The organism is Variovorax sp. GW531-E2 (assembly GCF_059423125.1).
Map to the genome: position 1 here is coordinate 1 of NZ_JBWKXQ010000016.1, position 22,124 is coordinate 22,124.

At 67.8% G+C, this 22,124-nt stretch carries 18 protein-coding genes; 14 read left to right on the top strand and 4 right to left on the bottom strand.

Annotation, left to right across the window (positions count from 1 at the left end):
- A partial coding sequence (locus AC07XP_RS12115) for a PQQ-dependent sugar dehydrogenase (protein WP_495264800.1) occupies positions 1-874 on the top strand: 874 nt, incomplete at its 5' end.
- Between the two features lie 8 nt (positions 875-882).
- Here the strand turns inward: AC07XP_RS12115 and AC07XP_RS12120 are convergent.
- Positions 883-1,683, bottom strand: a complete 801-nt coding sequence (locus tag AC07XP_RS12120) for an alpha/beta hydrolase (protein WP_495264801.1) — start codon at positions 1,681-1,683, stop codon at positions 883-885.
- Between the two features lie 10 nt (positions 1,684-1,693).
- On the bottom strand, positions 1,694-3,328 hold the full coding sequence (locus AC07XP_RS12125; protein WP_495264802.1) for a 4-hydroxyphenylacetate 3-hydroxylase family protein: 1,635 nt from the start codon (positions 3,326-3,328) through the stop codon (positions 1,694-1,696).
- Between the two features lie 128 nt (positions 3,329-3,456).
- Between AC07XP_RS12125 and AC07XP_RS12130 the strand changes: the two genes are divergently transcribed.
- From AC07XP_RS12130 to AC07XP_RS12165, 8 genes are all read left to right on the top strand, one after another.
- On the top strand, positions 3,457-4,143 hold the full coding sequence (locus AC07XP_RS12130; RefSeq protein ID WP_495264803.1) for a TetR/AcrR family transcriptional regulator: 687 nt from the start codon (positions 3,457-3,459) through the stop codon (positions 4,141-4,143).
- Between the two features lie 12 nt (positions 4,144-4,155).
- Positions 4,156-4,761 (top strand): isochorismatase family protein, encoded by a 606-nt coding sequence (locus tag AC07XP_RS12135; RefSeq protein ID WP_062480816.1) that lies wholly within the window; start codon positions 4,156-4,158, stop codon positions 4,759-4,761.
- Positions 4,762-4,860: 99 nt separating this feature from the next.
- Positions 4,861-6,834, top strand: a complete 1,974-nt coding sequence (locus AC07XP_RS12140; RefSeq protein ID WP_495264804.1) for a propionate--CoA ligase — start codon at positions 4,861-4,863, stop codon at positions 6,832-6,834.
- 195 nt (positions 6,835-7,029) lie between these two features.
- On the top strand, positions 7,030-9,906 hold the full coding sequence (locus AC07XP_RS12145; RefSeq protein WP_062480820.1) for a 2-oxoglutarate dehydrogenase E1 component: 2,877 nt from the start codon (positions 7,030-7,032) through the stop codon (positions 9,904-9,906).
- A gap of 54 nt (positions 9,907-9,960) precedes the next feature.
- Positions 9,961-11,217, top strand: a complete 1,257-nt coding sequence (odhB, locus tag AC07XP_RS12150) for a 2-oxoglutarate dehydrogenase complex dihydrolipoyllysine-residue succinyltransferase (RefSeq protein ID WP_062480822.1) — start codon at positions 9,961-9,963, stop codon at positions 11,215-11,217.
- Positions 11,218-11,236: 19 nt separating this feature from the next.
- On the top strand, positions 11,237-12,667 hold the full coding sequence (lpdA, locus tag AC07XP_RS12155; protein WP_495264805.1) for a dihydrolipoyl dehydrogenase: 1,431 nt from the start codon (positions 11,237-11,239) through the stop codon (positions 12,665-12,667).
- Between the two features lie 82 nt (positions 12,668-12,749).
- Entirely contained in the window at positions 12,750-13,847 is a 1,098-nt protein-coding gene (gene zapE, locus AC07XP_RS12160) for a cell division protein ZapE (RefSeq protein WP_062480826.1), read from the top strand.
- The gene (locus AC07XP_RS12165; RefSeq protein ID WP_495264806.1) at positions 13,844-14,491 is read left to right on the top strand and encodes a hypothetical protein; all 648 of its coding nucleotides are present in this window, start codon (positions 13,844-13,846) and stop codon (positions 14,489-14,491) included. Before zapE ends, AC07XP_RS12165 begins: the two co-directional genes overlap by 4 nt.
- Positions 14,492-14,506: 15 nt before the next feature.
- On the opposite strand, the gene AC07XP_RS12170 is transcribed toward AC07XP_RS12165, so the two are convergent.
- Entirely contained in the window at positions 14,507-15,277 is a 771-nt protein-coding gene (locus tag AC07XP_RS12170) for a PP2C family protein-serine/threonine phosphatase (RefSeq protein ID WP_095947212.1), read from the bottom strand.
- Positions 15,278-15,384: 107 nt separating this feature from the next.
- On the opposite strand from AC07XP_RS12170, the gene AC07XP_RS12175 reads away from it, so the two are divergent.
- Together AC07XP_RS12175 and yoaA are read left to right on the top strand one after the other, a co-directional pair.
- Entirely contained in the window at positions 15,385-15,591 is a 207-nt protein-coding gene (locus tag AC07XP_RS12175) for an HP1242/YdcH family protein (protein ID WP_062481953.1), read from the top strand.
- The gene (gene yoaA, locus AC07XP_RS12180; protein ID WP_062481956.1) at positions 15,588-17,669 is read left to right on the top strand and encodes a DNA repair helicase YoaA; all 2,082 of its coding nucleotides are present in this window, start codon (positions 15,588-15,590) and stop codon (positions 17,667-17,669) included. The genes AC07XP_RS12175 and yoaA overlap by 4 nt, the downstream gene beginning before the upstream one ends.
- 21 nt (positions 17,670-17,690) lie before the next feature.
- Here yoaA and AC07XP_RS12185 read toward each other — a convergent pair whose 3' ends face one another.
- Positions 17,691-18,500, bottom strand: a complete 810-nt coding sequence (locus AC07XP_RS12185) for an outer membrane protein assembly factor BamD (RefSeq protein WP_070061014.1) — start codon at positions 18,498-18,500, stop codon at positions 17,691-17,693.
- 23 nt (positions 18,501-18,523) lie between these two features.
- Between AC07XP_RS12185 and AC07XP_RS12190 the strand changes: the two genes are divergently transcribed.
- The 3 genes from AC07XP_RS12190 to AC07XP_RS12200 form a co-directional block, all read left to right on the top strand.
- Positions 18,524-19,540, top strand: a complete 1,017-nt coding sequence (locus AC07XP_RS12190) for an RluA family pseudouridine synthase (RefSeq protein ID WP_495260401.1) — start codon at positions 18,524-18,526, stop codon at positions 19,538-19,540.
- A gap of 128 nt (positions 19,541-19,668) precedes the next feature.
- Positions 19,669-20,604: an SMC-Scp complex subunit ScpB gene (gene scpB, locus AC07XP_RS12195; RefSeq protein ID WP_495264807.1), complete on the top strand. Its 936-nt coding sequence runs from the start codon at positions 19,669-19,671 to the stop codon at positions 20,602-20,604.
- Positions 20,601-22,124: pseudouridine synthase (locus AC07XP_RS12200; RefSeq protein WP_495264808.1), on the top strand; the 1,524-nt coding region annotated here is incomplete at its 3' end. The genes scpB and AC07XP_RS12200, both read left to right, overlap by 4 nt.

Consider the following 22,124-nt stretch of genomic DNA (forward strand, 5'->3'; position numbering starts at 1 on the left):
GGGCGGGTTGCTCGACGTGCTGGCCGACAGCGGCTTCGTGCAGAACCGCACCCTGTACTTCTGCTATTCGGAGCCGGAGGCGGCGGGCGGATCGGCCAACAGCACCGCGCTCGCACGCGCCCGCCTGTCGGCCGACGGCACGGCGCTGGAGGCGCTGAAAGTCATCTTCAGCCAGAAGCCCAAGGTCGCGAGCCGCGCGCACTTCGGGTGCCGCATCGTCGAGTCCCGCGACGGGACTCTCTTTCTCACGCTCGGCGACCGCTTCGGCCGCAAGGACGATGCACAGACGCTCGACAACCACCACGGCAAGGTGGTGCGCATCGCCAAGGACGGCAGCGTGCCGAAAGACAACCCCTTCGTCGGCAAGCCGGGTGCGCTGCCTGAGATCTGGAGCTACGGCCATCGCAACAGCCAGGGCGCGACGCTCGCGCCCGATGGCCGTTTCTGGATGACCGAGCACGGCCCTCAGGGCGGTGACGAAATCAACATCCCGCGTGCCGGCGTCAACCACGGCTGGCCGGTGATCACCTATGGCGAGAACTACGGCGGCGGCAAGATCGGCGAGGGCATCACCCGCAAGGACGGCATGGAACAGCCGCTGCATTACTGGGTGCCGTCGATCGCGCCCTCGGGCATGGCCTTCCTGACCAGCGACCGCTACGGCGCCGGCTGGAAGGGCAACCTGTTCGTGGGCTCGCTGAAGTTCGGCTATCTCGACCGCATCGAACTGAAGGACGACAAGGTCGTCGCCGAGCACAAGCTGCTGGCCGACGGCCGGGCCCGCATCCGCGACGTGAAGCAGGGGCCGGATGGCCTGCTCTACGTGCTCACCGACGAGTCCGACGGCAAGCTGCTGCGCCTGCGGCCGAACTGACCGACGCCTCAGCCGGGGCAGCCCGGCAGCGGCAGCGTCGGCAGCAGGCGGCGCCAGAGCCGCCGCCACTCGGGCCAGTCGTGCCCGCCTTCGGTCGTGGCCACGCGTTCCGCCGGCAACGCCCCGGCCAGCAGCCGGTGGCTGAAGGCAAAGCGGTCGTCGAGCGCGTAGCCCAGGTACAGCGGCGGCCGGTCGCCGAAGGTGCGGGTGTGGCCGACGTAGCCGCGCAGCCATTGCCACAGCTGCGTGTCGCTGGGCGTGCGCGGGTCGCTGCCCGGTGGCGCGTCGAGCGGGCCGCGCCAGCGCGACAGGCCGCCGGCATTGGCGATGTCCTGGCTCAGCACGCGTTCGCCCAGGTACGGCGCCAGCACGACCAGGCCGGCGAGGTCGCCGGGGTGCGTCTGGGCATACAGCAGCCCGCCGAAACCGCCGACCGAGATGCCTGCGATCCAGATCGCCTTGTAGCCCTGGCGGCGCGCCGGTGCGATCACGTCCCGATCCAGCCGGTCGAGGATGGTCTTGTTGCGGTAGTAGCCCATGTGGGCATCGACGCGCAGGGTGTCGACCGCGAGCCGGTTCTCGTTCAGGGCGTCGATGAAGCCTTCGCGCACGAACTCCTCGGGCGCCGAGTAGGCGCCGGGCAGCAGCACGATCAGCGTGTCGGCGCTGCGGGTGCAACTGCTCTTTTCCAGTGTGCTGGCCAGTGGTGCCTCGGCGGTGCGCAACCCGCCGCAGCCGGCGAGCAGCAGCAGCGAGGCGGCGCCGAGGAGCAGGGCGAGGCGGCGGCGCAGGAGCGACAGGGTCTGCATCCGCCGGAGTCTAGGCGCCTGGGCGAGCGAGGGTCGGAATCGGCAGGTCGACCATCACGGGTTGTCCCGGCACGGTGCAGCCGGTGTCGCAGCACTTGCCGGGCTGGCGGTTCTTCGTGATGGCGCGGCGCGGGTCGTGCGGCGCGGCGGCCGGCGTGCCGTCGGCCGCGATGCCGCGCTCGAGCAGGCGCTCGACCAGCTCGACCTTCGAGCCGACCGGGTAGTTGCGCCAGATCTCCTGCTTCATCGCCGCCGGCGAGCCGCCGCCGTGCAGGCTGATCACGCTGTACCAGCCGCCCTGGTAGCCGGCGGTGAGGTCTTCGATGAAGCGGGCCGTCTCGATGCGCTGCTCGTAGGGAATGGCGGGGTTGGCACGCAACACGTCGGACAGCCGCGCCGCGGTCTCGGGGTTGTGGTCTTCGTCGGGGCCGGGCAGGGTGACGATGAGGCCGCCGCTCACGTAGTGGGCGATGCGGTGCATGTCATAGATCTTCGTGGCCAGCAGCAGCTTGCCGATGTTGCTGAACACCGGGTCGGGCATGAAGACCTCACAGTGGTCGTCGGCCTTGCCGTAGACGCTGGCCGCCACGCCGCAGGCAAAGAAGCTCTCGGTGATGGTGATCAGCTCGACCATCTGCTCGCGCAGGTGGCTCTCCTTGCCGGGGTCGAAGCCGTTGGCCTCGCACATGAGTGCGCCGGCGCCGATCAGAAGGTCGCCGAAGCCGGCGCGGGCCGCGATGCAGCTGTGGCGGTGGTGCGTGGCGTAGCTGTAGGTCAGGTGGCCCGAGTGCTCCCATTCGCCGGCGTAGAACACGCGCTCCCACGGCACGAACACCCGGTCGAACATGCACACGCCGGTGCTCTGGCCGTACTTGCGGCTGAAGAGCGCATCGCCGTGCTCGAGCTTCTCGCCGGGCCGCCCGGCCGGCCGCGCGACGATGGTGAGGCCGGGCGCATCGAGCGGCACGGCGCAGCAGACGGCGAAGTCGGCGTCTTCCTTGCCCATGTTCCGGCAGGGCATGACCAGCAACTCGTGCACATACGGCGCGCCGGTCACGATGGCCTTGGTGCCCGAGATGACGATGCCGCGCGCGTTGCGCTCGACCACGTGCAGGTAGCTGTCGACGTTCGCCTGCTCGTGCGGTCGGCGGCTGCGGTCGCCCTTGGCGTCGGTCATGGCGACGCCCAGGGTCAGGTCCTGGTCCTGGATGCGGTGCAGGTAGTCGTGGAAGCGGGCCGTGTGCTCGGTGCTGCCGCGCGCGTCGTCGATGCGCGCCGACACCTGCGTGATGGCGTTGAGCGCGTCGTGCGTCAGGTAGCGCTGGGCGCAGCCGGTTTCCTGGCACACCAGCCGCACGGCCTCGAGCTTGTTGAGCAGGTCGCCCGAGCTCGTGTTGATGTGCGAGAGCCGGTTCACGCGCTTGCCGCTGGTGTGCTGCACGGCGGTCATGAGCGGCGCGTACTCGGGCTTCAGCGCGTGGTCGTAGGTGAGGGCGATGGCGTTGATGCCGGGCTGGAAGGCGGGCTCGTCGGCCACGCTGGCGATGCGGCGGCCGTCGACGAACACGGTGGGCGTGTAGCGGCGCAGCGATTCACGGTAGTCGGCGCCGGACATGAGGAGGGCGTCGGAAGGTGGGGCATTCATGCGTGGTTGTCTCCAGGGGCTCGTGGGGATTTTTGGACCGTTGGCGCATAAATTTAAACACTGTTCAAAATTTAGATCAACGTTCGAAAAATTGATCGGCGACCATGTCGAGGGCTATAGTCCCGCCCATGCACGCCAAGCTCCAACGCCGCCAGACCCTCACCGACGCCCGCCGCGCCCTGGTGCTCGACGCCGCCCGAACGGTGTTTGCCGAGGCGGGCATCGAGGGCGCGAGCATCCGTGAGATCGCGAAGAAAGCCGGGTACACGCCGGGCGCCATCTATTCGTACTTCGAGAGCAAGGAGGCGATCTACGCGGCCTTGCTCGACGAGTCGCTGCTGCGCCTGCAGGCCGCCGTGGCTGAGGTGGCGGTGTCCGAGCGCCGGCCCGACCAGGCCCTGGCCGCCAAGGCCCAGGCCTGGTTCGACTTCTACGCGGCGAACCCGCGCGACCTCGACCTCGGCTTCTATCTGGTGCATGGCATGCGGCCCCGGGGGCTCACGCACGCGCTCGACCACGAACTGAACGACCGCCTCTACGACGCCCTGCGTCCCTGCGAGGAGGCGCTGCTGGCGTTGGGCCTCGATGCCGACCTCGCGCAGCAGGAGAACACGGCGCTGTTCGCGCATGGCGTCGGCCTGCTGCTGATGCAGCACACGGGGCGCATCCGCATGTTCAGGCAGTCGGCCGATGCACTGTTCAAGACCTACCTTGCGCAGCTGGTGCAGCGATCGACCCCGGTCGCAACGGCGGACGATCCCGCGAAACCCGCACTTTTCAGTGGTACGGTTCAGCCCAGTTCAACCGATACCTGAAAGAAGAAGTCCATGCTGCTCGACGCCACGCAATCCCAACTCGTCCTGGTCGATTACCAGGCGCGGCTGATGCCGGCGATCTTCGAAGGCGAAGCGGCAGCGCGCAATGCGGCGCGCCTGGGCCAGATGGCGCAGTGGGTCGACGTGCCGGTCTGGGGCACCGAGCAGAACCCGTCCAAGCTGGGCGAGAACCTGCCCGAGATCCGCGCCTTCTGCCGCAAGACGCTGGCCAAGATGCATTTCAGCGGCGTGGAAGAGGGGCTCGGCGAATGGCTGCGTCCGCCCGCCAAGGCGGCGCCGCAGGGCAATGCCCGCAGCCTGCCCAAGCACCTGCAGAAGCCCCCGGCCGCGGCCGAGGAGCGCAACACCATCGTGATCGCGGGCTGCGAAGCCCATGTCTGCCTGCTGCAGACTGCGCTCGACCTGCTCGAGGACGAGTTCGACGTGTGGGTCGTCACCGACGCCTGCAGCTCGCGCACCGAGCGCAACCGCGACGCCGCCTTCGACCGGCTGGCCGGCGCGGGCGCCGAGCTCGTGACCACCGAGATGGTCGGCTTCGAGTGGCTGCGCACCGCCGAGCACCCGGCGTTTCGCGACCTGCAGGCGCTGATTCGCTGACTTACTGACTCACTGAATTGCTGTTGAAGGGCGGCCCGGCAAGAGAGCCGCCCGGATTGCCGCGGCTGTCAGCTTCCCGCAAGATCGGTCCCCATAATTATGAATTCAGTTTCGGCGTCGAGCCTGAAACGGAGCCCATACAACAGGAGACAGATCTCGATGAGCCGCTATGAAGAGTTCTACCGCCAGTCCGTCGACGCGCCCGAGGCCTTCTGGGCCGAGCAGGCGAAGCTGATCGACTGGCACACGCCCGCGCAGCAGATCCTCGACGCCAGCCAGCCGCCGTTCGCGCGCTGGTTCGTCGGTGGCACCACCAACCTGTGCCACAACGCCGTCGACCGGCACCTGGCCGATCGGGGCGACCAGCCGGCGCTGATCTTCGTGTCGACCGAGACGGGCACCGAGAAAAGCTACAGCTTCGCCGAACTGCATGCCGAGGTGCAGCGCACCGCCGCCAGCCTCGTCGGGCTGGGCGTGGGCAAGGGCGATCGCGTGCTCATCTATATGCCGATGATTCCCGAGGCCGCTTTCGCGATGCTGGCTTGCGCGCGCATCGGCGCCATCCATTGCGTGGTGTTCGGCGGCTTCGCCAGCGGCTCGCTGGCCACCCGCATCGAGGACGCCGAGCCCAAGGTGGTCGTGAGCGCCGACGCCGGGTCGCGCGGCGGCAAGGTCATCGCGTACAAGCCGCTGCTCGACGAGGCCATCCGCCTGTCGAAGCACAAGCCCGAGGCCGTGCTGCTGACCGACCGCGGCCTGGCGCCGATGGCGCTGGTGGCCGGCCGCGACCATCTGGCGGGCGAACTGAGGCAAAAGCACCTGGATGCACAGGTGCCCTGCACCTGGCTGGCCTCGACCGACATCAGCTACACCATCTACACGAGCGGCACCACCGGCAAGCCCAAGGGCGTGCAGCGCGACGTGGGCGGCTACGCCGTGGCGCTGGCCGCGAGCATGAAGCACATCTTCGACGGCCGACCCGGCGAAACCTACTTCTCGACCAGCGACATCGGCTGGGTCGTGGGCCACAGCTACATCGTCTACGGCCCGCTGATCGCGGGCATGGCGACCATCATGTATGAGGGCCTGCCCACGCAGGGCATCGACCAGCAGCCCGACGGCGGCATCTGGTGGCGCCTGGTCGAGAAGTACAAGGTGACGGTGATGTTCAGCGCGCCCACCGCCGTGCGCGTGCTCAAGAAACAAGACCCGGCGCTGCTCAAGAAGTACGACCTGTCGACCCTGCGCGCGCTGTTCCTGGCCGGCGAGCCGCTGGACGAGCCGACCGCGCGCTGGATCAGCGACGGCCTGGGCGTGCCGATCATCGACAACTACTGGCAGACCGAGTCGGGCTGGCCGATGATCACCATCGCCAACGGCGTGGAGGCCAAGCCCAGCAAGTTCGGCAGCCCCGGCGTGCCGATGTACGGCTACCGCATCAAGATCCTGCACGAGTCGACCGGCGAGGAGCTCACCGGCGCGAACGAGAAGGGCGTGGTCGTGGTCGAGGGGCCGACGCCGCCCGGCTTCATGCAGACCGTGTGGAAGGACGACGCCCGCTTCGTCAACACGTACTGGAAGAGCGTGCCGGGCAAGATGGTCTATTCGACCTTCGACTGGGGCATCCGCGACGCCGACGGTTACTTCTACATCCTGGGCCGCACCGACGACGTGATCAACGTCGCCGGCCACCGCCTGGGCACCCGCGAGATCGAGGAGAGCATCTCGGGCCATGCCAACGTGGCCGAGGTGGCGGTGGTCGGCGTGGCCGACACGCTCAAGGGGCAGGTGGCGATGGCCTTCGTCGTGCCGAAAGACGGCCTGGCCGTGACCGATGTCGACGCGGCGCTCAAGCTCGAGGGCGAGATCATGAAGGTCGTGGCCGACCAGCTCGGCGCCCTGGCGCGGCCCGCGCGCGTGCGCTTCGTGAGCGGCCTGCCCAAGACCCGCAGCGGCAAGCTGCTGCGCCGGGCGATCCAGGCCGTCTGCGAGCAGCGCGACCCGGGCGACCTGACCACCATCGACGATCCGGCCACGCTGCAACAGATCAAACAGTTACTGTCCGCCACCTGACCGCGGGCGCGAATCGGGGTAGGGTTGCGGGCCTTGCGCAGCCGCGTTCTGTCGTCATATGGTTGACGTGGCACAATGCCAAGGTACTCAGGCCCTTCCCCAGCCACAGTCGCATCCGCCAATCGGTCCAGCCGTGTCGCGGAAGGTTTCTTAACCAACTCGTGCTTCCTCCAGGGAAGCGAAGGTCAGCGGATCATGAGCGATTCCTCTACGCCCACGGCGTACACCGCCTATCAAGGCAACACCTACCTCTTCGGCGGCAATGCGCCCTATGTCGAGGAGATGTACGAAAACTACCTCGCCAACCCCGGCAGCGTTCCCGACAACTGGCGCACGTATTTCGACGCCCTGCAGAACGTTCCCGCCGCCGACGGCACCAGCGCCCGCGACGTCCCCCACCTGCCGGTCATCAATGCTTTTGCCGAACTGGCCAAGCAGGGCACGACCCGTGTCGTGCAGGCTAGCGGCGCCGACTCCGAACTCGGCCGCAAGCGCACGGCAGTCCAGCAGCTGATCGCCGCCTACCGCAACGTCGGCGCCCGCTGGGCCGACCTCGACCCGCTCAAGCGCGCCGAGCGTCCCGCCATTCCGGAACTCGAGCCCTCGTTCTACGGTTTTGCCGACGCCGACCTCGAGACGGTGTTCAACACCAGCAACACCTTCTTCGGCAAAGAGACCATGTCGCTGCGCGACCTGCTCAATGCCTTGCGTGAAACGTACTGCGGCACGATGGGTGCCGAGTACATGTACACCACCGACCAGAACCACAAGCGCTGGTGGCAGCAGAAGCTCGAAAGCGCCCGCACGAACCCGAAGCTCAGCGCCGAGCAGAAGAAGCACGTGCTGAATCGCCTGACGGCCGCCGAAGGCCTCGAGCGTTTCCTGCACACCAAGTACGTCGGCCAGAAGCGCTTCTCGCTCGAAGGCGGCGAAAGCTTCATCGTCGCGATGGACGAGCTGATCAACCAGGCCGGCGTCAAGGGCGTGCAGGAAATCGTGATCGGCATGGCCCACCGCGGCCGCCTGAACGTGCTGGTGAACTCGCTGGGCAAGATGCCCGCCGACCTGTTCGCCGAGTTCGACCACACCGCCCCCGAAGACCTGCCCTCCGGCGACGTCAAGTACCACCAGGGCTTCAGCTCGGACGTGACCACCCCCGGCGGCCCGGTCCACCTGAGCCTGGCGTTCAACCCCTCGCACCTGGAAATCGTGAACCCCGTGGTCGAAGGCTCGGTGCGCGCCCGCATGGACCGCCGCGGCGATCCGCTGGGCAAGCAGGTGCTGCCCGTGATCGTGCACGGCGACGCCGCCTTCGCAGGCCAGGGCGTCGTGATGGAAACGCTGGCACTGGCCGAGACCCGTGGTTACTCCACCGGCGGCACGGTGCACATCGTCATCAACAACCAGATCGGCTTCACCACCAGCGACCCGCGCGACAGCCGCTCGACGCTGTACTGCTCGGACATCGTCAAGATGATCGAAGCGCCGGTGCTGCACGTGAACGGCGACGACCCCGAAGCCGTGGTGCTCGCCACTCAGTTCGCCCTGGACTTCCGCATGGAATTCCAGAAGGACGTGGTCGTCGACATCATCTGCTTCCGCAAGCTGGGCCACAACGAGCAGGACACGCCCTCGCTCACCCAGCCGCTCATGTACAAGAAGATCGCGGCCCACCCCGGCACGCGCAAGCTGTACGCCGACAAGCTGGCCGCGCAAGGCCTGGGCGACACGCTCGGCGACGACATGGTCAAGGCGCAGCGCGCCGCCTTCGACGAAGGCAAGAACACCGTCGACCCCGTGCTCACCAACTTCAAGAGCAAGTACGCCGTCGACTGGAGCCCGTACCTCAACAAGAAGTGGACCGACGCCGGCGACACCGCCATTCCCTCCGCCGAGTGGAAGCGCCTGGCCGAGCGCATCACCAAGGCACCCGAGAACTTCACCGTGCACCCGCTCGTGAAGAAGGTGCTGGACGACCGCGCCGCCATGGGCCGTGGCGACGTCAACGTCGACTGGGGCATGGGCGAGCACATGGCCTTCGCCTCGCTGGTGGCCAGCGGCTACCCGGTGCGCCTGTCGGGTGAAGACTCGGGCCGCGGCACGTTCACGCACCGCCACGCGGTGCTGCATGACCAGAATCGCGAGAAGTTCGACACCGGCACCTACACGCCGCTGCAGAACGTGGCCGAGAACCAGGCCCCGTTCGTCGTCATCGACTCGATCCTGTCCGAAGAAGCCGTGCTGGCCTTCGAATACGGCTACGCCTCGAACGACCCCAACACGCTCGTCATCTGGGAAGCCCAGTTCGGCGACTTCGTGAACGGCGCGCAAGTGGTGATCGACCAGTTCATCGCCTCGGGCGAAGTGAAGTGGGGCCGCGTCAACGGCATCACGATGATGCTGCCGCACGGCTACGAAGGCCAGGGCCCCGAGCACAGCTCGGCCCGCCTGGAGCGCTTCATGCAGCTGAGCGCCGACACCAACATGCAGGTGGTGCAGCCCACCACGGCCAGCCAGATCTTCCACATCCTGCGCCGCCAGATGGTGCGCAACCTGCGCAAGCCGCTGATCATCCTCACGCCCAAGTCGCTGCTGCGCAACAAGGACGCGACGTCGCCGCTGTCCGAGTTCACCAAGGGCAGCTTCCAGACCGTCATTCCCGACAGCAAGGGCCTGAAGGCCGAGAAGGTCAAGCGCCTGATCGCCTGCTCGGGCAAGGTCTACTACGACCTGGCCAAGAAGCGCGAAGAGCAGGGCAGCGACGACGTGGCGATCATCCGCGTCGAGCAGCTCTACCCGTTCCCGCACAAGGCGTTCGCCGCCGAGGTCAAGAAGTACCCCAACCTCGTGGACATCGTGTGGTGCCAGGACGAGCCGCAGAACCAGGGCGCCTGGTTCTTCGTGCAGCACTACATCCACGAAAACATGCAGGAAGGCCAGAAGCTCGGCTACTCCGGCCGTGCCGCCTCGGCATCGCCGGCCGTCGGCTACTCGCACCTGCACCAGGAACAGCAGAAGGCGCTGGTCGATGGCGCATTTGGCAAGCTCAAGGGCTTCGTGCTGACCAAGTAAGAACCGTCCCTTTTCACACGAACACCCTCAAGAACAAAACGGAGCTCACTCCAAATGTCTATCGTAGAAGTCAAAGTCCCCCAGCTTTCCGAATCCGTGGCCGAGGCCACCATGCTCACGTGGAAGAAGAAAGCCGGCGAAGCCGTCGCCGTCGATGAAATCCTGATCGAGATCGAAACCGACAAGGTCGTGCTCGAAGTGCCGGCCCCCTCGGCCGGCGTGCTGGTCGAGATCGTTCAGCCCGACGGCGCCACCGTGGTGGCCGAGCAGCTGATCGCCAAGATCGACACCGACGGCAAGGCCGCCGCTGCAGCGCCTGCTGCTGCAGCTGCACCCGCCGCCGCGCCGGCCGCTGCTGCACCCGCAGCGGCAGCCGCCGCCACCGGTGGTTCGAAGTCCGACGTGGCCATGCCTGCCGCTGCCAAGCTGCTGGCCGACAACAACCTGAAGACCAGCGACGTGGCTGGCACGGGCAAGGACGGCCGCGTGACCAAGGGCGACGTGCTCGGCGCCGTGGCTGCCGGCGCCAAGCCTGCCGCCACCATCGCCGCACCGGCTGCCAAGCCCGCGCTGCAGCAGGTCGCCGCGCCTGCCGCGCCCGACCTGGGCGAGCGTCCGGAACAGCGCGTGCCGATGAGCCGCCTGCGCGCGCGCATCGCCGAGCGCCTGATCCAGTCGCAATCGACCAACGCCATCCTGACCACCTTCAACGAAGTGAACATGGCCCCGGTCATGGACCTGCGCAAGAAGTTCCAGGACGCGTTCACCAAGGAACACGGCGTGAAGCTCGGCTTCATGAGCTTCTTCGTGAAGGCCGCGGTGCACGCACTGAAGAAGTACCCGGTGCTCAACGCCTCGGTCGACGGCAACGACATCCTGTACCACGGCTACTTCGACATCGGCATCGCCGTCGGTTCGCCGCGCGGTCTGGTGGTGCCCATCCTGCGCAATGCCGACCAGATGAGCTTCGCTGACATCGAGAAGAAGATCGCCGAGTACGGCAAGAAGGCGCAAGACGGCAAGCTGGGCATCGAAGAAATGACCGGCGGCACCTTCTCCATCTCCAATGGCGGCACCTTCGGCTCGATGCTCTCGACCCCGATCATCAACCCGCCCCAGTCGGCCATCTTGGGCGTGCACGCCACCAAGGACCGCGCCGTGGTCGAAAACGGCCAGATCGTCGTTCGCCCGATGAACTACCTCGCCATGAGCTACGACCACCGCATCATCGACGGCCGCGAAGCCGTGCTGGGCCTGGTTGCCATGAAGGAAGCGCTGGAAGATCCGTCGCGCCTGCTGTTCGACATCTGATCCGGGGAGCAACAACCAGATGGCAAACAAGCAATTCGACGTCGTCGTCATCGGCGGCGGTCCTGGCGGCTACATCGCGGCGATCCGCGCTGCGCAGCTCGGCTTCAACGTGGCCTGCATCGACGAGTGGAAAAACGGCAAGGGCGGCCCCGCACCGGGCGGCACCTGCACCAACGTCGGCTGCATCCCCTCGAAGGCGCTGCTGCAATCGTCGGAGCACTTCGAGCAGGCCGGCCACCACTTTGCGGACCACGGCATCAAGGTCGAAGGCCTCGGCCTGGACATCGACAAGATGCTGGCCCGCAAGGACCAGGTCGTGAAGCAGAACAACGACGGCATCCTGTACCTGTTCAAGAAGAACAAGATCAGCTTCTTCCATGGCCGCGGTTCGTTCGTGAAGACCGACGAAACCGGCTACGAGATCAAGGTGGCAGGCGCCGCTGAGGAATCGATCACCGGCAAGCACATCATCGTCGCCACGGGCTCCAACGCCCGCGCGCTGCCGGGCACGCCGTTCGACGAGGAAAACATCCTCTCGAACGACGGCGCGCTGCGCATCGGCGCGGTGCCCAAGAAGCTGGGCCTGATCGGCTCGGGCGTCATCGGCCTCGAAATGGGCTCGGTGTGGCGCCGCCTCGGTGCCGAGGTCACGGTGCTCGAAGCACTGCCGACCTTCCTGGGTGCCGTGGACGAGCAGATCGCCAAGGAAGCCAAGAAGGCCTTCGACAAGCAGAAGCTCAAGATCGAACTCGGCGTGAAGGTCGGCGAGATCAAGTCGTCGAAGAAGGGCGTGAGCGTCGCCTGGACCAACGCCAAGGGCGAAGCCCAGACGCTGGAAGTCGACAAGCTGATCGTCTCGATCGGCCGCGTGCCCAACACCGTCGGCCTGAACGCCGAAGCCGTGGGCCTGAAGCTCGACGAACGCGGCGCCATCGCCGTGGACGACGACTGCAAGACCAGCCTGCCCAACGTGTGGGCCATCGGCGACGTGGTGCGCGGCCCGATGCTGGCGCACAAGGCCGAGGAAGAAGGCGTGGCGGTGGCGGAGCGCATCGCGGGCCAGCATGGCCACGTGAACTTCAACACCGTGCCGTGGGTGATCTACACCAGCCCCGAGATCGCATGGGTCGGCCAGACCGAGCAGCAGCTCAAGGCCGCGGGCCGCGCCTACAAGGCCGGCACCTTCCCGTTCCTGGCGAACGGCCGCGCACGCGCGTTGGGCGACACGACCGGCATGGTCAAGTTCCTGGCCGACGCCGCCACCGATGAGATCCTGGGCGTGCACATCGTGGGCCCGCAGGCCAGCGAGCTGATCTCCGAAGCCGTGGTGGCGATGGAGTTCAAGGCCAGCGCCGAAGACATCGCGCGCATCTGCCATGCGCACCCGTCGCTGTCGGAAGCCACCAAGGAAGCGGCCCTGGCCGTGGACAAGCGCACGCTCAACTTCTGATCTCCGGTTCTTGAGCGAACCCGGCCCCGATCGACCCTCGCGGGGCGGTCGGGGCTCTCCATTTTTGAAGCGATCCGATCCCTTGAGCGTCAAACAGGCTTATGAAGCGGAACTCGCGGCACGCGGGTTCAAGAGCGATCCCGCACAACTGGCGGCCGTCGAGGCGCTCGACCGCTGCGCCACCGAGTGGGGCGAGTACAAGGCCCGGCGCTCCAATGCGCTGAAGAAGCTCATCAACCGGCCGGAGCTGCCGCGCGGCGTCTACATGTATGGCGGCGTGGGGCGCGGCAAGAGCTTCCTGATGGACCTGTTCTTCAACGCCGTGCCGCTGCGGCGCAAGACGCGCCTGCACTTCCACGAGTTCATGCGCGAAGTGCACCGCGAGCTGCGCGACCTGCAGGGCACCGTGAACCCGCTCGACGAGTTGGGGCTGCGCATTTCCAAGCGCTACAAGCTGATCTGCTTCGACGAGTTCCACGTCGCGGACATCACCGACGCGATGATCCTGCACCGGCTGCTCGTGGCGTTGTTCGACAACGGCGTGGGCTTTGTCACCACCTCGAACTTCAAGCCCGACGACCTGTACCCCGGCGGCCTGCACCGCGACCGCATCCTGCCCGCCATCGCGCTGCTCAACCAGAAGCTCGAAGTGCTGAGCGTGGACAACGGCACCGACTACCGGCGCCGCACGCTGGAGCAGCTGCGCATGTACCTCACGCCGAACGACGCGGCGGCCGAGAAGGAAATGCGCCACGCCTTCGACAAGCTGGCCGAGACGGCCGACGAGAACCCGATCCTGCACATCGAGCAGCGCGAGATCCGCGCGCTGCGCAAGGCCGGCGGCGTGGTGTGGTTCGACTTCAAGACGCTGTGCGGCGGCCCGCGCTCGCAGAACGACTACCTCGAGATCGCGAGCCAGTTCCACACCGTGCTGCTGTCCGACGTGCCGCACATGCCCGTGCGCATGGCCTCGGAAGCACGCCGTTTCACCTGGCTGGTCGACGTCTTGTACGACCGGCGCTGCAAGCTCATCATGTCGGCCGAGGTTCCGCCCGAGGCGTTGTACACCGAGGGGCCGCTGGCGCACGAGTTTCCGCGCACGGTGTCCCGGCTCACCGAAATGCAGTCGAGCGAATTCCTCGCCCTGGAACGCCGCATCGTCGACACCCGACTCACATGAAAAAAACCGCTCTTGCCCTGTTCCTGGCCTTGGCCAGCCTGCCGCTGTGGGCCCAGTCCAATGCGGCGGCGGGCAGCGCCGACCTCGAAGCCGAACGCGGCCGTCTGGCCACCGAGCGCGAGGCCATCGAGTCGCGCTACACCAAGGAGCGCGCGGCCTGCTACAAGAAGTTCGCGGTCGAAGACTGCCTGCGCGAAAGCCGCAGCCGCCGGCGCAAGGAAACCGACCACATCAAGCGGCAGGAAACCGCGATCAACGACATCCAGCGCCAGCGCAGCGGCGCGGCCGAGCTGCAGAAGCTTGACCAGAAGGCTGCAACGCAGCGCCCACAGGATTCGCGCGAGCAGCGCGAGAAGTCGCAACAGGATCAGAAAGAGCGCGAGCAGCGCGCCGCTGACCACGCAGCGAGCCGTGCTGCGACGGCGGCCGATGCGGACGCACGCCAGCGCCAGTTCGAGAACAAGCAGAAGGCCCATGCCGACGAGCAGGCCAAGGCGGCGCAGCGCCGCGCCGACGCACCGGCCGTGAGCACGCGCTTCGAAGACAAGCAGAAGCGGGCGGCGGAACATCGAGCCAGCCGTGAACGCCAGAACGCCGAGCGGACCAAGCCGCGCGGCGCGCCGTTGCCAGCACCGGCGCCCTGAAAGAGAGGCGGGCGCTCAGGCCGCCGCAGGCAGCGGGTCGAGCTTGAGCACCGCGATGGAGATGTTGTCGCCTGTGCCGCGCGCACGGCGCCGGGCTTCCCCCACCAGAATTTCGACCGCGTCGCGCGGCGGCTGTGCGTAGAGCACGCTGGCCAGTTCCTCGGGTGAGAAGTAGTGCCAGAGCCCGTCGCTGCAGGCCATCAGCAGGTCGCCCGGCTGCAGCTTGGCGATGTGGTGCGGATCGACGGGCGGCGGCGTGGTCGTCATGCCCAGGCAACCCAGCAGGATGTTGCCCTGCGGATGGATGTTGGCCTCGGCCTCGCTGATCTGGCCGCGATCGACCAGCGCCTGCACGTACGAATGGTCGCGCGTGCGCTTGACCAGCGCGCCGTCGTTGAAGTGATAGATGCGCGAGTCGCCTGCGTGGATCCAGGCGCAGTCGCCTTTCGGGTTCATCAGGAAGGCGGCCAGCGTGCTGTGCGGTTCCTGCTCGCTCGACAGCGCCGTGAGCTTGATCACCGTGTGGGCGTCTTCGAGCAGCTGGCGCAGCACCACGGCGGGGTCGTCGCGCTCGGGGCTGTAGCGGGTGAAGAGCTGGCGCGCGGTCATGAGCACCTGGTCGGACGCCTTGCGCCCGCCGCTGCGCCCGCCCATGCCGTCGGCGATGACGCCGAGCACGCAGCCCGGCGTGCGTGGGTGGCTCATCAACAGCACCTGGTCCTGCTGGTAGGGGCGATCCCCCTTGTGGAGGCCGGTGGCGGCGGCGAGTCGAAAGCCTTGGGTCATGAGCGCTGGGGCGCCAGAGGCGCGCTTTCTGTCTTCTCTGGGGTTCGTGTCAGGACGTATTATCGAATGAACACGCGCGGCTCCATGCGGCACGCGCACCCCCACCGTTGGACTCCAATCTTCATTCCCTTTCCCGTCAGCTGATCGAGCTGCGCATTGCGCATGCCGACCTCGACGCCACCATCGACCGGCTCTCGGAAGACGGCACGCCGCAGGACGAACTGCTGATGCGCCGCCTGAAAAAGCGCCGTCTCGCCCTGCGCGACCAGATCGCCCAGCTCGAGAACGCGCTCGACCCGAAAGAGCCGGCGTGACGTCGCCGCTCGAAAACCAGGTGCGCGATGCGTTCGCGCAGGACGGGGTGCTGTCGCAGGCCGCCGAGCAGTTCCGCGAACGCGGCGGCCAGACCGAGATGGCGATGGCCGTGGCCCGCACCATCTCCGACGGCGGCATGCTCGTGGTCGAGGCCGGCACCGGCGTGGGCAAGACCTTCTCGTATCTCGTGCCGGCGCTGCTGAGCGGCGAGCGCGTGCTGCTCTCGACCGCCACCAAGACCCTGCAGGACCAGCTGTTCGGCCGCGACCTGCCGCGCCTCGTCGAGGCCTTCGCACTGCCGATACGCACGGCGCTGCTGAAAGGGCGGGGCAGCTACCTGTGCCTGCACCGCCTCGACATGGCGCGCCACGACGCCTCGCTGCCCGAGCGCGGCAGCCTGCGCACGCTGGCGAAGATCGAGCAGTGGTCGAAAGCCACGCGCACCGGCGACCTCGCCGAACTGCCGGGGCTCGACGAACGTTCGCCGCTGATCCCGCTGATCACCTCCACGCGCGAGAACTGCCTGGGCGCGCAATGCCCGCAGTTCAAGGCCTGCCACGTCAACCTGGCGCGGCGCGAGGCGCTGGCGGCCGACATCGTGGTCATCAACCACCACCTGTTCTTTGCCGACCTCGCGGTGCGCGAGACCGGCATGGCCGAGCTGCTGCCGACCGTGAGCGTCGTCGTGTTCGACGAGGCGCACCAGCTCAACGAGACCGGCGTGCAGTTCCTGGGCGCGCAACTCGGCAGCGGGCAGGCGCTCGATTTCGCGCGCGACATGCTCGGCGCCGGCCTGCAGCATGCGCGCGGGCTGGTCGACTGGCAGCAGCTGGTGGCGGGCGTCGAACGCGCGGCGCGCGAACTGCGCCTGGTGGTCGGCAAGCAATGGCCGGGCGCCAAGCTGCGCTGGATCGGCCCGGCCCCCGAGGGCGTGAATGCCGAAGCCTGGCAGGGCGCGCTCGACGACCTGCAGGACGCCTTCGTGCTGGCCGCCGACGGGCTGGACACGGTGAGCGAGATCTCGCCCGACTTCGTGCGTCTGCACGAGCGCGCGCGTCAGCTCGCCAAGCGCACGGCACGCTTCGCGCAGCCGTGCGAGCTCGACTCTGTTCGCTGGGTCGACGTGGGCACGCAGCTGCGGCTGATCGAGTCGCCGCTCGACATCGCCGATGCGATGCGCAAGCGGGTGCTCAAGCTGGCCGACGAGCCCGTGGAGTCCGATTTGCCCTACGGAGACGACGAGGAAGACCCCGAGCACGGCGCTGTCCCGCCGCCACCGCAGGAAGACAGCCGCCGCGCCTGGGTCTTCACCTCCGCCACGCTGGGCGACGACCCGACGCTGCGCTGGTTCACCGAACCCTGCGGCCTGCGCGACGCCGAAGTGCTGCGTGTGCAAAGCCCCTTCGACTACGCCTCGCAAGCAGCGATCTACGTGCCGCGGGCCTTTCCGAAGCCCAACGATCCCACGCACAGCCAGCAGGTGGCCAAGCTGGCCGCGCACGGCGCCGCCGAGCTCGGTGGGCGCACGCTGGTGCTGACCACCACGCTGCGCGCGCTGCGCACCATCGGCGATGCGATGCGCCAGCAATTCGAACTGCTCGAGACGCAGGCACGACCCGAGGTGCTGGTGCAGGGCGAGCTGCCCAAGCGCGTGCTTATGGACCGCTTCCGCGAAGGCGCGAGCAACGGGCGCGCGGGCTGCGTGCTGGTGGCGTCGGCCTCGTTCTGGGAAGGCTTCGATGCGCCGGGCGACGCGCTGCAATTCGTGGTGATCGACAAGCTGCCGTTCCCGCCGCCCAACGATCCGCTGGTGGAGGCCCGCTCGCAGCGGCTCGAAGCGCAAGGGCGCAGCTCGTTCAGCGATTACTCGCTGCCCGAAGCGGCCGTGGCATTGAAACAGGGGGCGGGGCGCCTCATCCGCCGTGAAACCGACAGCGGCGTGCTCGCGATCTGCGACACGCGCCTCGTGGCGATGGGCTATGGCCGGCGGTTGCTGGCGGCGTTGCCGCCGATGCGCCGGCTGGAAACCGAAGCGGATTTCGAGAGCGCGATCGACGCGCTCAGAAAACCCTACTGATATCTACCGGAGGGCGCTGGATTACCAGAGCTTCCACCAGGGGTCGGTGCTGCCCTTGAAGCCGTTCGCCAGGTAGGTGCTCTGCGGGTAGTTGGTGGTCAGCACGCGTTGTGCGTCGTCACGCAGGTCCTTCATGCCCAGCGCGTCGTACGACTTCACCATGATGTACAGGGCTTCTTCGAGCGCCGGCACTTCGCGGTAGTCGGACAGCGCGATCTGTGCCCGGTTGATGGCCGCCAGGTAGGCGCCGCGCGAGTAGTAGTAGCGGGCCACGTGAACCTCGTACTGCGCGAGCGAGTTCACGATGTAGTTCATGCGCTGGCGCGCGTCGGGCGCATAGCGCGACTCGGGGAAACGCGTCACGAGGTCGCGGAAGGATTCGAACGATTCCTTGGCGGCCTTCTGGTCGCGCTCGGACAGGTCCTGGCGCGTCAGGAACGCGAACATGCCCAGGTCGTCGTTGAAGTTGATCACACCCTTCAGGTAGAGCGCGTAGTCGAACGCCGGGCTGGCCGGGTGCAGCTTCATGAAGCGGTCGAGCGTGGCGATGGCGTTGGCCTTTTCGCCGGCCTTGTGCTGGGCGTAGGCCTTCTCGAGTTGGGCCTGTTGGGCCAGCGGCGTGCCGGCGGCACGGCCTTCGAGCTTCTCGTACAGCGGCACCGCCTTGTCGTAGGCGCCGGAGCCGACTTCGTCCTTGGCTTCCGAATAGATGCGGTTGGGGCTCCAGTTCGCGGTCTTGTCTTCCTTGGTGGTGGAACCGCAACCGGCGACGAGAAGGGCCGCCGCGCTGAGCGCGATCCAGGCAGGGACCGATAATTTGGCGCGAAACATCACATACGGCTTTCGTGAAACAGTTGCCCTCAATTATATCGACCGACCCCCTGACCGATCCCCCGGAAGGGCCTGAACCTGAAGAGGGCGCCGATCTCGCGGAGCCCAGCGAGCTGCGGCCCTTCGCCATCGACCAGGCGCAGCACGGGCAGCGGCTCGACCGCGCCCTGGCGGCGCTGGTGCCCGAGTTTTCGCGCAGTTACCTTCAGCAACTCATTGAGGCCGGCGCCGTCGAGCTGCAAGGGCGCACGCTCACCAAGGTCTCTGCCACGGTGCGCGCGGGCCAGTCGGGGCGCATCGAGCTGCGGCCCACGCCCCAGAGCCAGGCCTTCCGGCCCGAGGCGATGGAGCTGGTCACGGTCCACGAAGACGAGCACCTGCGGATCATCGACAAGCCGGCGGGCCTGGTGGTGCACCCGGCGCCGGGCCACTGGAGCGGCACGCTGCTGAACGGGCTGCTGGCGCTCGACCCGAAGGCCGTGCTGCTGCCACGCGCGGGCATCGTGCACCGCCTCGACCGCGACACCAGCGGCCTGATGGTGGTGGCGCGCACGCGGGCCGCGATGGACGCCATGGTGGCGCTGATCGCCGCGCGCGACGTGAAGCGGCAGTACCTGGCGATGGGGCACAAGGCCTGGGAGGGCGCGGCGGCGCGGCAGGTGGATGCGCCGATCGGCCGCGATCCGCGCAACCGGCTGCGCATGGCCGTGGTCGACCTGGAGCGCCACGCGGGCAAGACCGCGCGCACGCTGATCGAGCGGCTCGACAGCCACACCGACGGCTGCGCGGTGCGCTGCACGCTCGAAACCGGTCGCACCCACCAGATCCGCGTGCACATGGCGTCGATCGGCCATCCGCTGGTCGGCGACGCGCTGTATGGCGGCGCGCCCGCGGCGGGGCTGTCGCGGCAGGCGCTGCATGCGTTCCGGCTGGCGTTCGTGCATCCCGTCACGCAGCAGGCGATGGAGTTCCGCTCGCCGCCGCCGCCCGATCTGGCCCAGGCTTTGCAGACCTGGGGGCTGGATTACAATCGCGCCTGACGGCCCGAGGGCCGCGCCGGCCACCCGATGCCGGCCTTGCGTTGCACTCGCCGCGTGCCGGCAACGCCTACTCCTTCCATCCATCTGAACAAGCGTCGCCAGGCGCCTTTTTCCGGATAACGCGAACCATGAATACGGCGGATGCCAAGCGCATTCTCGAAACCGCCTTGATCTGTTCGAGCCAGCCGCTGCCGGTGCGCGACATGCGCGTGCTGTTCGACGACGAGCTGGGCGTGGACACGATCAAGGTGCTGTTGCTCGAACTGCAGGAAGACTGGGCGCAACGCGGCCTGGAGCTGGTGAGCGTCGGCAGCGGCTGGCGTTTCCAGAGCCGGCCCGAGATGCGCGATGCCCTCGATCGCCTGCATCCCGAGAAGCCGCCGCGCTACACGCGCGCCGCGCTCGAGACGCTGGCCATCATTGCCTACCGGCAGCCGGCCACGCGCGGCGACATGGAAGACATCCGCGGCGTCACGATCAACTCCCTGATCCTGAAGCAGCTCGAAGACCGCGGCTGGGTCGAAGTGATCGGCCACCGCGAAACGGTCGGCCGGCCCGCGCTCTACGCGACCACCCGCCAGTTCCTCGACGACCTGGGGCTGGCCTCGCTGGACCAGCTGCCGCTGGTGGAAACGCCCGCGCAGCAGGCGGCGCTGGTTGACGCACTGCAGCAGGCCGCGGGCGACCAGCCGGGGCTGCCGATCGACGGCGATGCGGCGGAAGAGGCCGTTGCGGAATCTGCAGAGCCCGCAGCGCTGGTGGATGGAGAAGAAGGTGTGCAGCCCGAACTCGTCATGGTCGATGCGCCGCCTGAGTTGGCTGAGCTGGCGGAAGTCGTCTCGACCGATGCAGCGGAGTTTGCCGAAGAGGTGGTGGCGATCGCCGAGGCCGCCGAGCCCGTCGATGAGGCGTTGCCTGTGTCCGAGCCAGAAACCGGCGAGCCGCCCGCCGAATCCGAAGTGGCCGCCGCGCCCGAAGAACCCGAATCCGACGTTCCGTCCCCCGCAGCGGACGAGACCGACCCCCACGACCCCCACGCTGTTTCTCCCGGAAAAACCCCATGAGCTCATCCGACACCGACGACGCAGCGATGCTGCCGGTCGAACCCGAAGTCAAGAAGCGGAAGCGGGCCGCCACGCCCAAGAAGGTGACGGAAGTTGCTGTCGAATCCGTCGCTGCGCCCGCAGAGCCGGCAGGGGCCGAGACCGGGGAGGCGCCGAAGAAGCCGCGTGCACCCCGCAAGAAGAAGGTGGTCGAGGCGCCGGCTGCCGATGAGCAATTGGTGAGCGCGGCGGAAGTCGCTCCTGCTGCGGAAGCTCCCGCGACGGTCCAGCCCGATGTGGCGCCCGTGGCTGCGGAAGTGGTGGCAGCCGAGGCAGACGAGCCGGCACCGGTCGAAGCACAGCGTGTCCAGGCGTCCGACGAGGACCAGGACGAGGACCGCGGGGATGACGAAGACGACGAGGAAGACGAGCCCGACGAAGAGGAAGACGACCTCGACCGCGCCCGCCGTGCCGCCGAGCGCGAGCAGCGCAATGCGCCGCCGACCGAGCCGATCCGTTTTGCCGACGTCATTTCCGGCCAGTTCGATGCCGACGAGGAAAGCCCCGAGGTGCCGCCGCTCAAGCGCGTGCTGCTGCCCGAGGCCGATTCGCCCAAGCTGCACAAGGTGCTGGCGCAGGCCGGTCTCGGTTCGCGCCTCGAGATGGAGCAACTCATCTTGCAGGGCCGCATCTCGGTCAACAACGAGCCAGCCCATATCGGCCAGCGCATCCAGTACGGCGACCAGGTCAAGATCAACGGCAAGCCGATCCGCTACCGCATCGCACCGCCGCCGCCGCGCGTGATCGCGTACCACAAGCCCGTGGGCGAGGTCGTCACGCACGACGATCCGCAGAACCGCCCGACGGTGTTCCGCAAGCTGCCGCGTCTGCAGCAGGGCAAGTGGCAGTCGGTCGGCCGGCTCGACCTGAACACCGAAGGCCTGCTGCTGTTCAGCAGCTCCGGCGATCTCGCCAACCAGCTCATGCACCCGCGCTTCGGCCTGGAGCGCGAGTACGCCGTGCGCGTGCTGGGCGCGCTCACCAGCGAAGAAAAGAAGAAGCTGCTCGAGGGCGTGCGCCTGGACGACGGCATGGCGCAGTTCGGCACCATCGAAGACGGTGGCGGCGAAGGCTCCAACTGCTGGTATCGCGTGACCATTTCCGAAGGCCGCAACCGCGAGGTGCGCCGCCTGTTCGAGTCGGTGGGCCATGCGGTCAGCCGGCTCATCCGCATCCGCTACGGCGCGATGGTGCTGCCGCGCGGTCTCAAGCGCGGTGCCTGGATGGAGCTCGACGAGCGCGACATCCAGGCGCTGTTCCAGGCTTCGGGCGGTGCGCAGGCGCGACCGGCGGGTCCGTCGCAACGCGGTCCCGGCGGGCCGGAGGGCGGCGGTCGCAATGGCCGGAACAAGAAGCGCCGCGGCAACAACAACAACAACAACAACCGCAACGGCGGCATGGGCGGCGGCCAGCCGCGTGAAGCGCGCGGCGAAGGCCGCGAGGCGCCGATCCCGAGCCCGCTGGGCGACGGTCGTGGGGGG

Excerpts from the sequence above, each read along its gene's own strand:
- AC07XP_RS12120 (WP_495264801.1), bottom strand. The coding sequence starts at position 1,683 with ATGCAGACCCTGTCGCTCCTGCGCCGCCGCCTCGCCCTGCTCCTCGGC.
- AC07XP_RS12145 (WP_062480820.1), top strand. The coding sequence starts at position 7,030 with ATGAGCGATTCCTCTACGCCCACGGCGTACACCGCCTATCAAGGCAAC.
- AC07XP_RS12165 (WP_495264806.1), top strand. The coding sequence starts at position 13,844 with ATGAAAAAAACCGCTCTTGCCCTGTTCCTGGCCTTGGCCAGCCTGCCG.
- AC07XP_RS12140 (WP_495264804.1), top strand. The coding sequence starts at position 4,861 with ATGAATTCAGTTTCGGCGTCGAGCCTGAAACGGAGCCCATACAACAGG.
- scpB (WP_495264807.1), top strand. The coding sequence starts at position 19,669 with ATGAATACGGCGGATGCCAAGCGCATTCTCGAAACCGCCTTGATCTGT.
- AC07XP_RS12130 (WP_495264803.1), top strand. The coding sequence starts at position 3,457 with ATGCACGCCAAGCTCCAACGCCGCCAGACCCTCACCGACGCCCGCCGC.
- odhB (WP_062480822.1), top strand. The coding sequence starts at position 9,961 with ATGTCTATCGTAGAAGTCAAAGTCCCCCAGCTTTCCGAATCCGTGGCC.
- AC07XP_RS12185 (WP_070061014.1), bottom strand. The coding sequence starts at position 18,500 with ATGTTTCGCGCCAAATTATCGGTCCCTGCCTGGATCGCGCTCAGCGCG.
- lpdA (WP_495264805.1), top strand. The coding sequence starts at position 11,237 with ATGGCAAACAAGCAATTCGACGTCGTCGTCATCGGCGGCGGTCCTGGC.
- AC07XP_RS12170 (WP_095947212.1), bottom strand. The coding sequence starts at position 15,277 with ATGACCCAAGGCTTTCGACTCGCCGCCGCCACCGGCCTCCACAAGGGG.
- AC07XP_RS12125 (WP_495264802.1), bottom strand. The coding sequence starts at position 3,328 with ATGAATGCCCCACCTTCCGACGCCCTCCTCATGTCCGGCGCCGACTAC.
- AC07XP_RS12135 (WP_062480816.1), top strand. The coding sequence starts at position 4,156 with ATGCTGCTCGACGCCACGCAATCCCAACTCGTCCTGGTCGATTACCAG.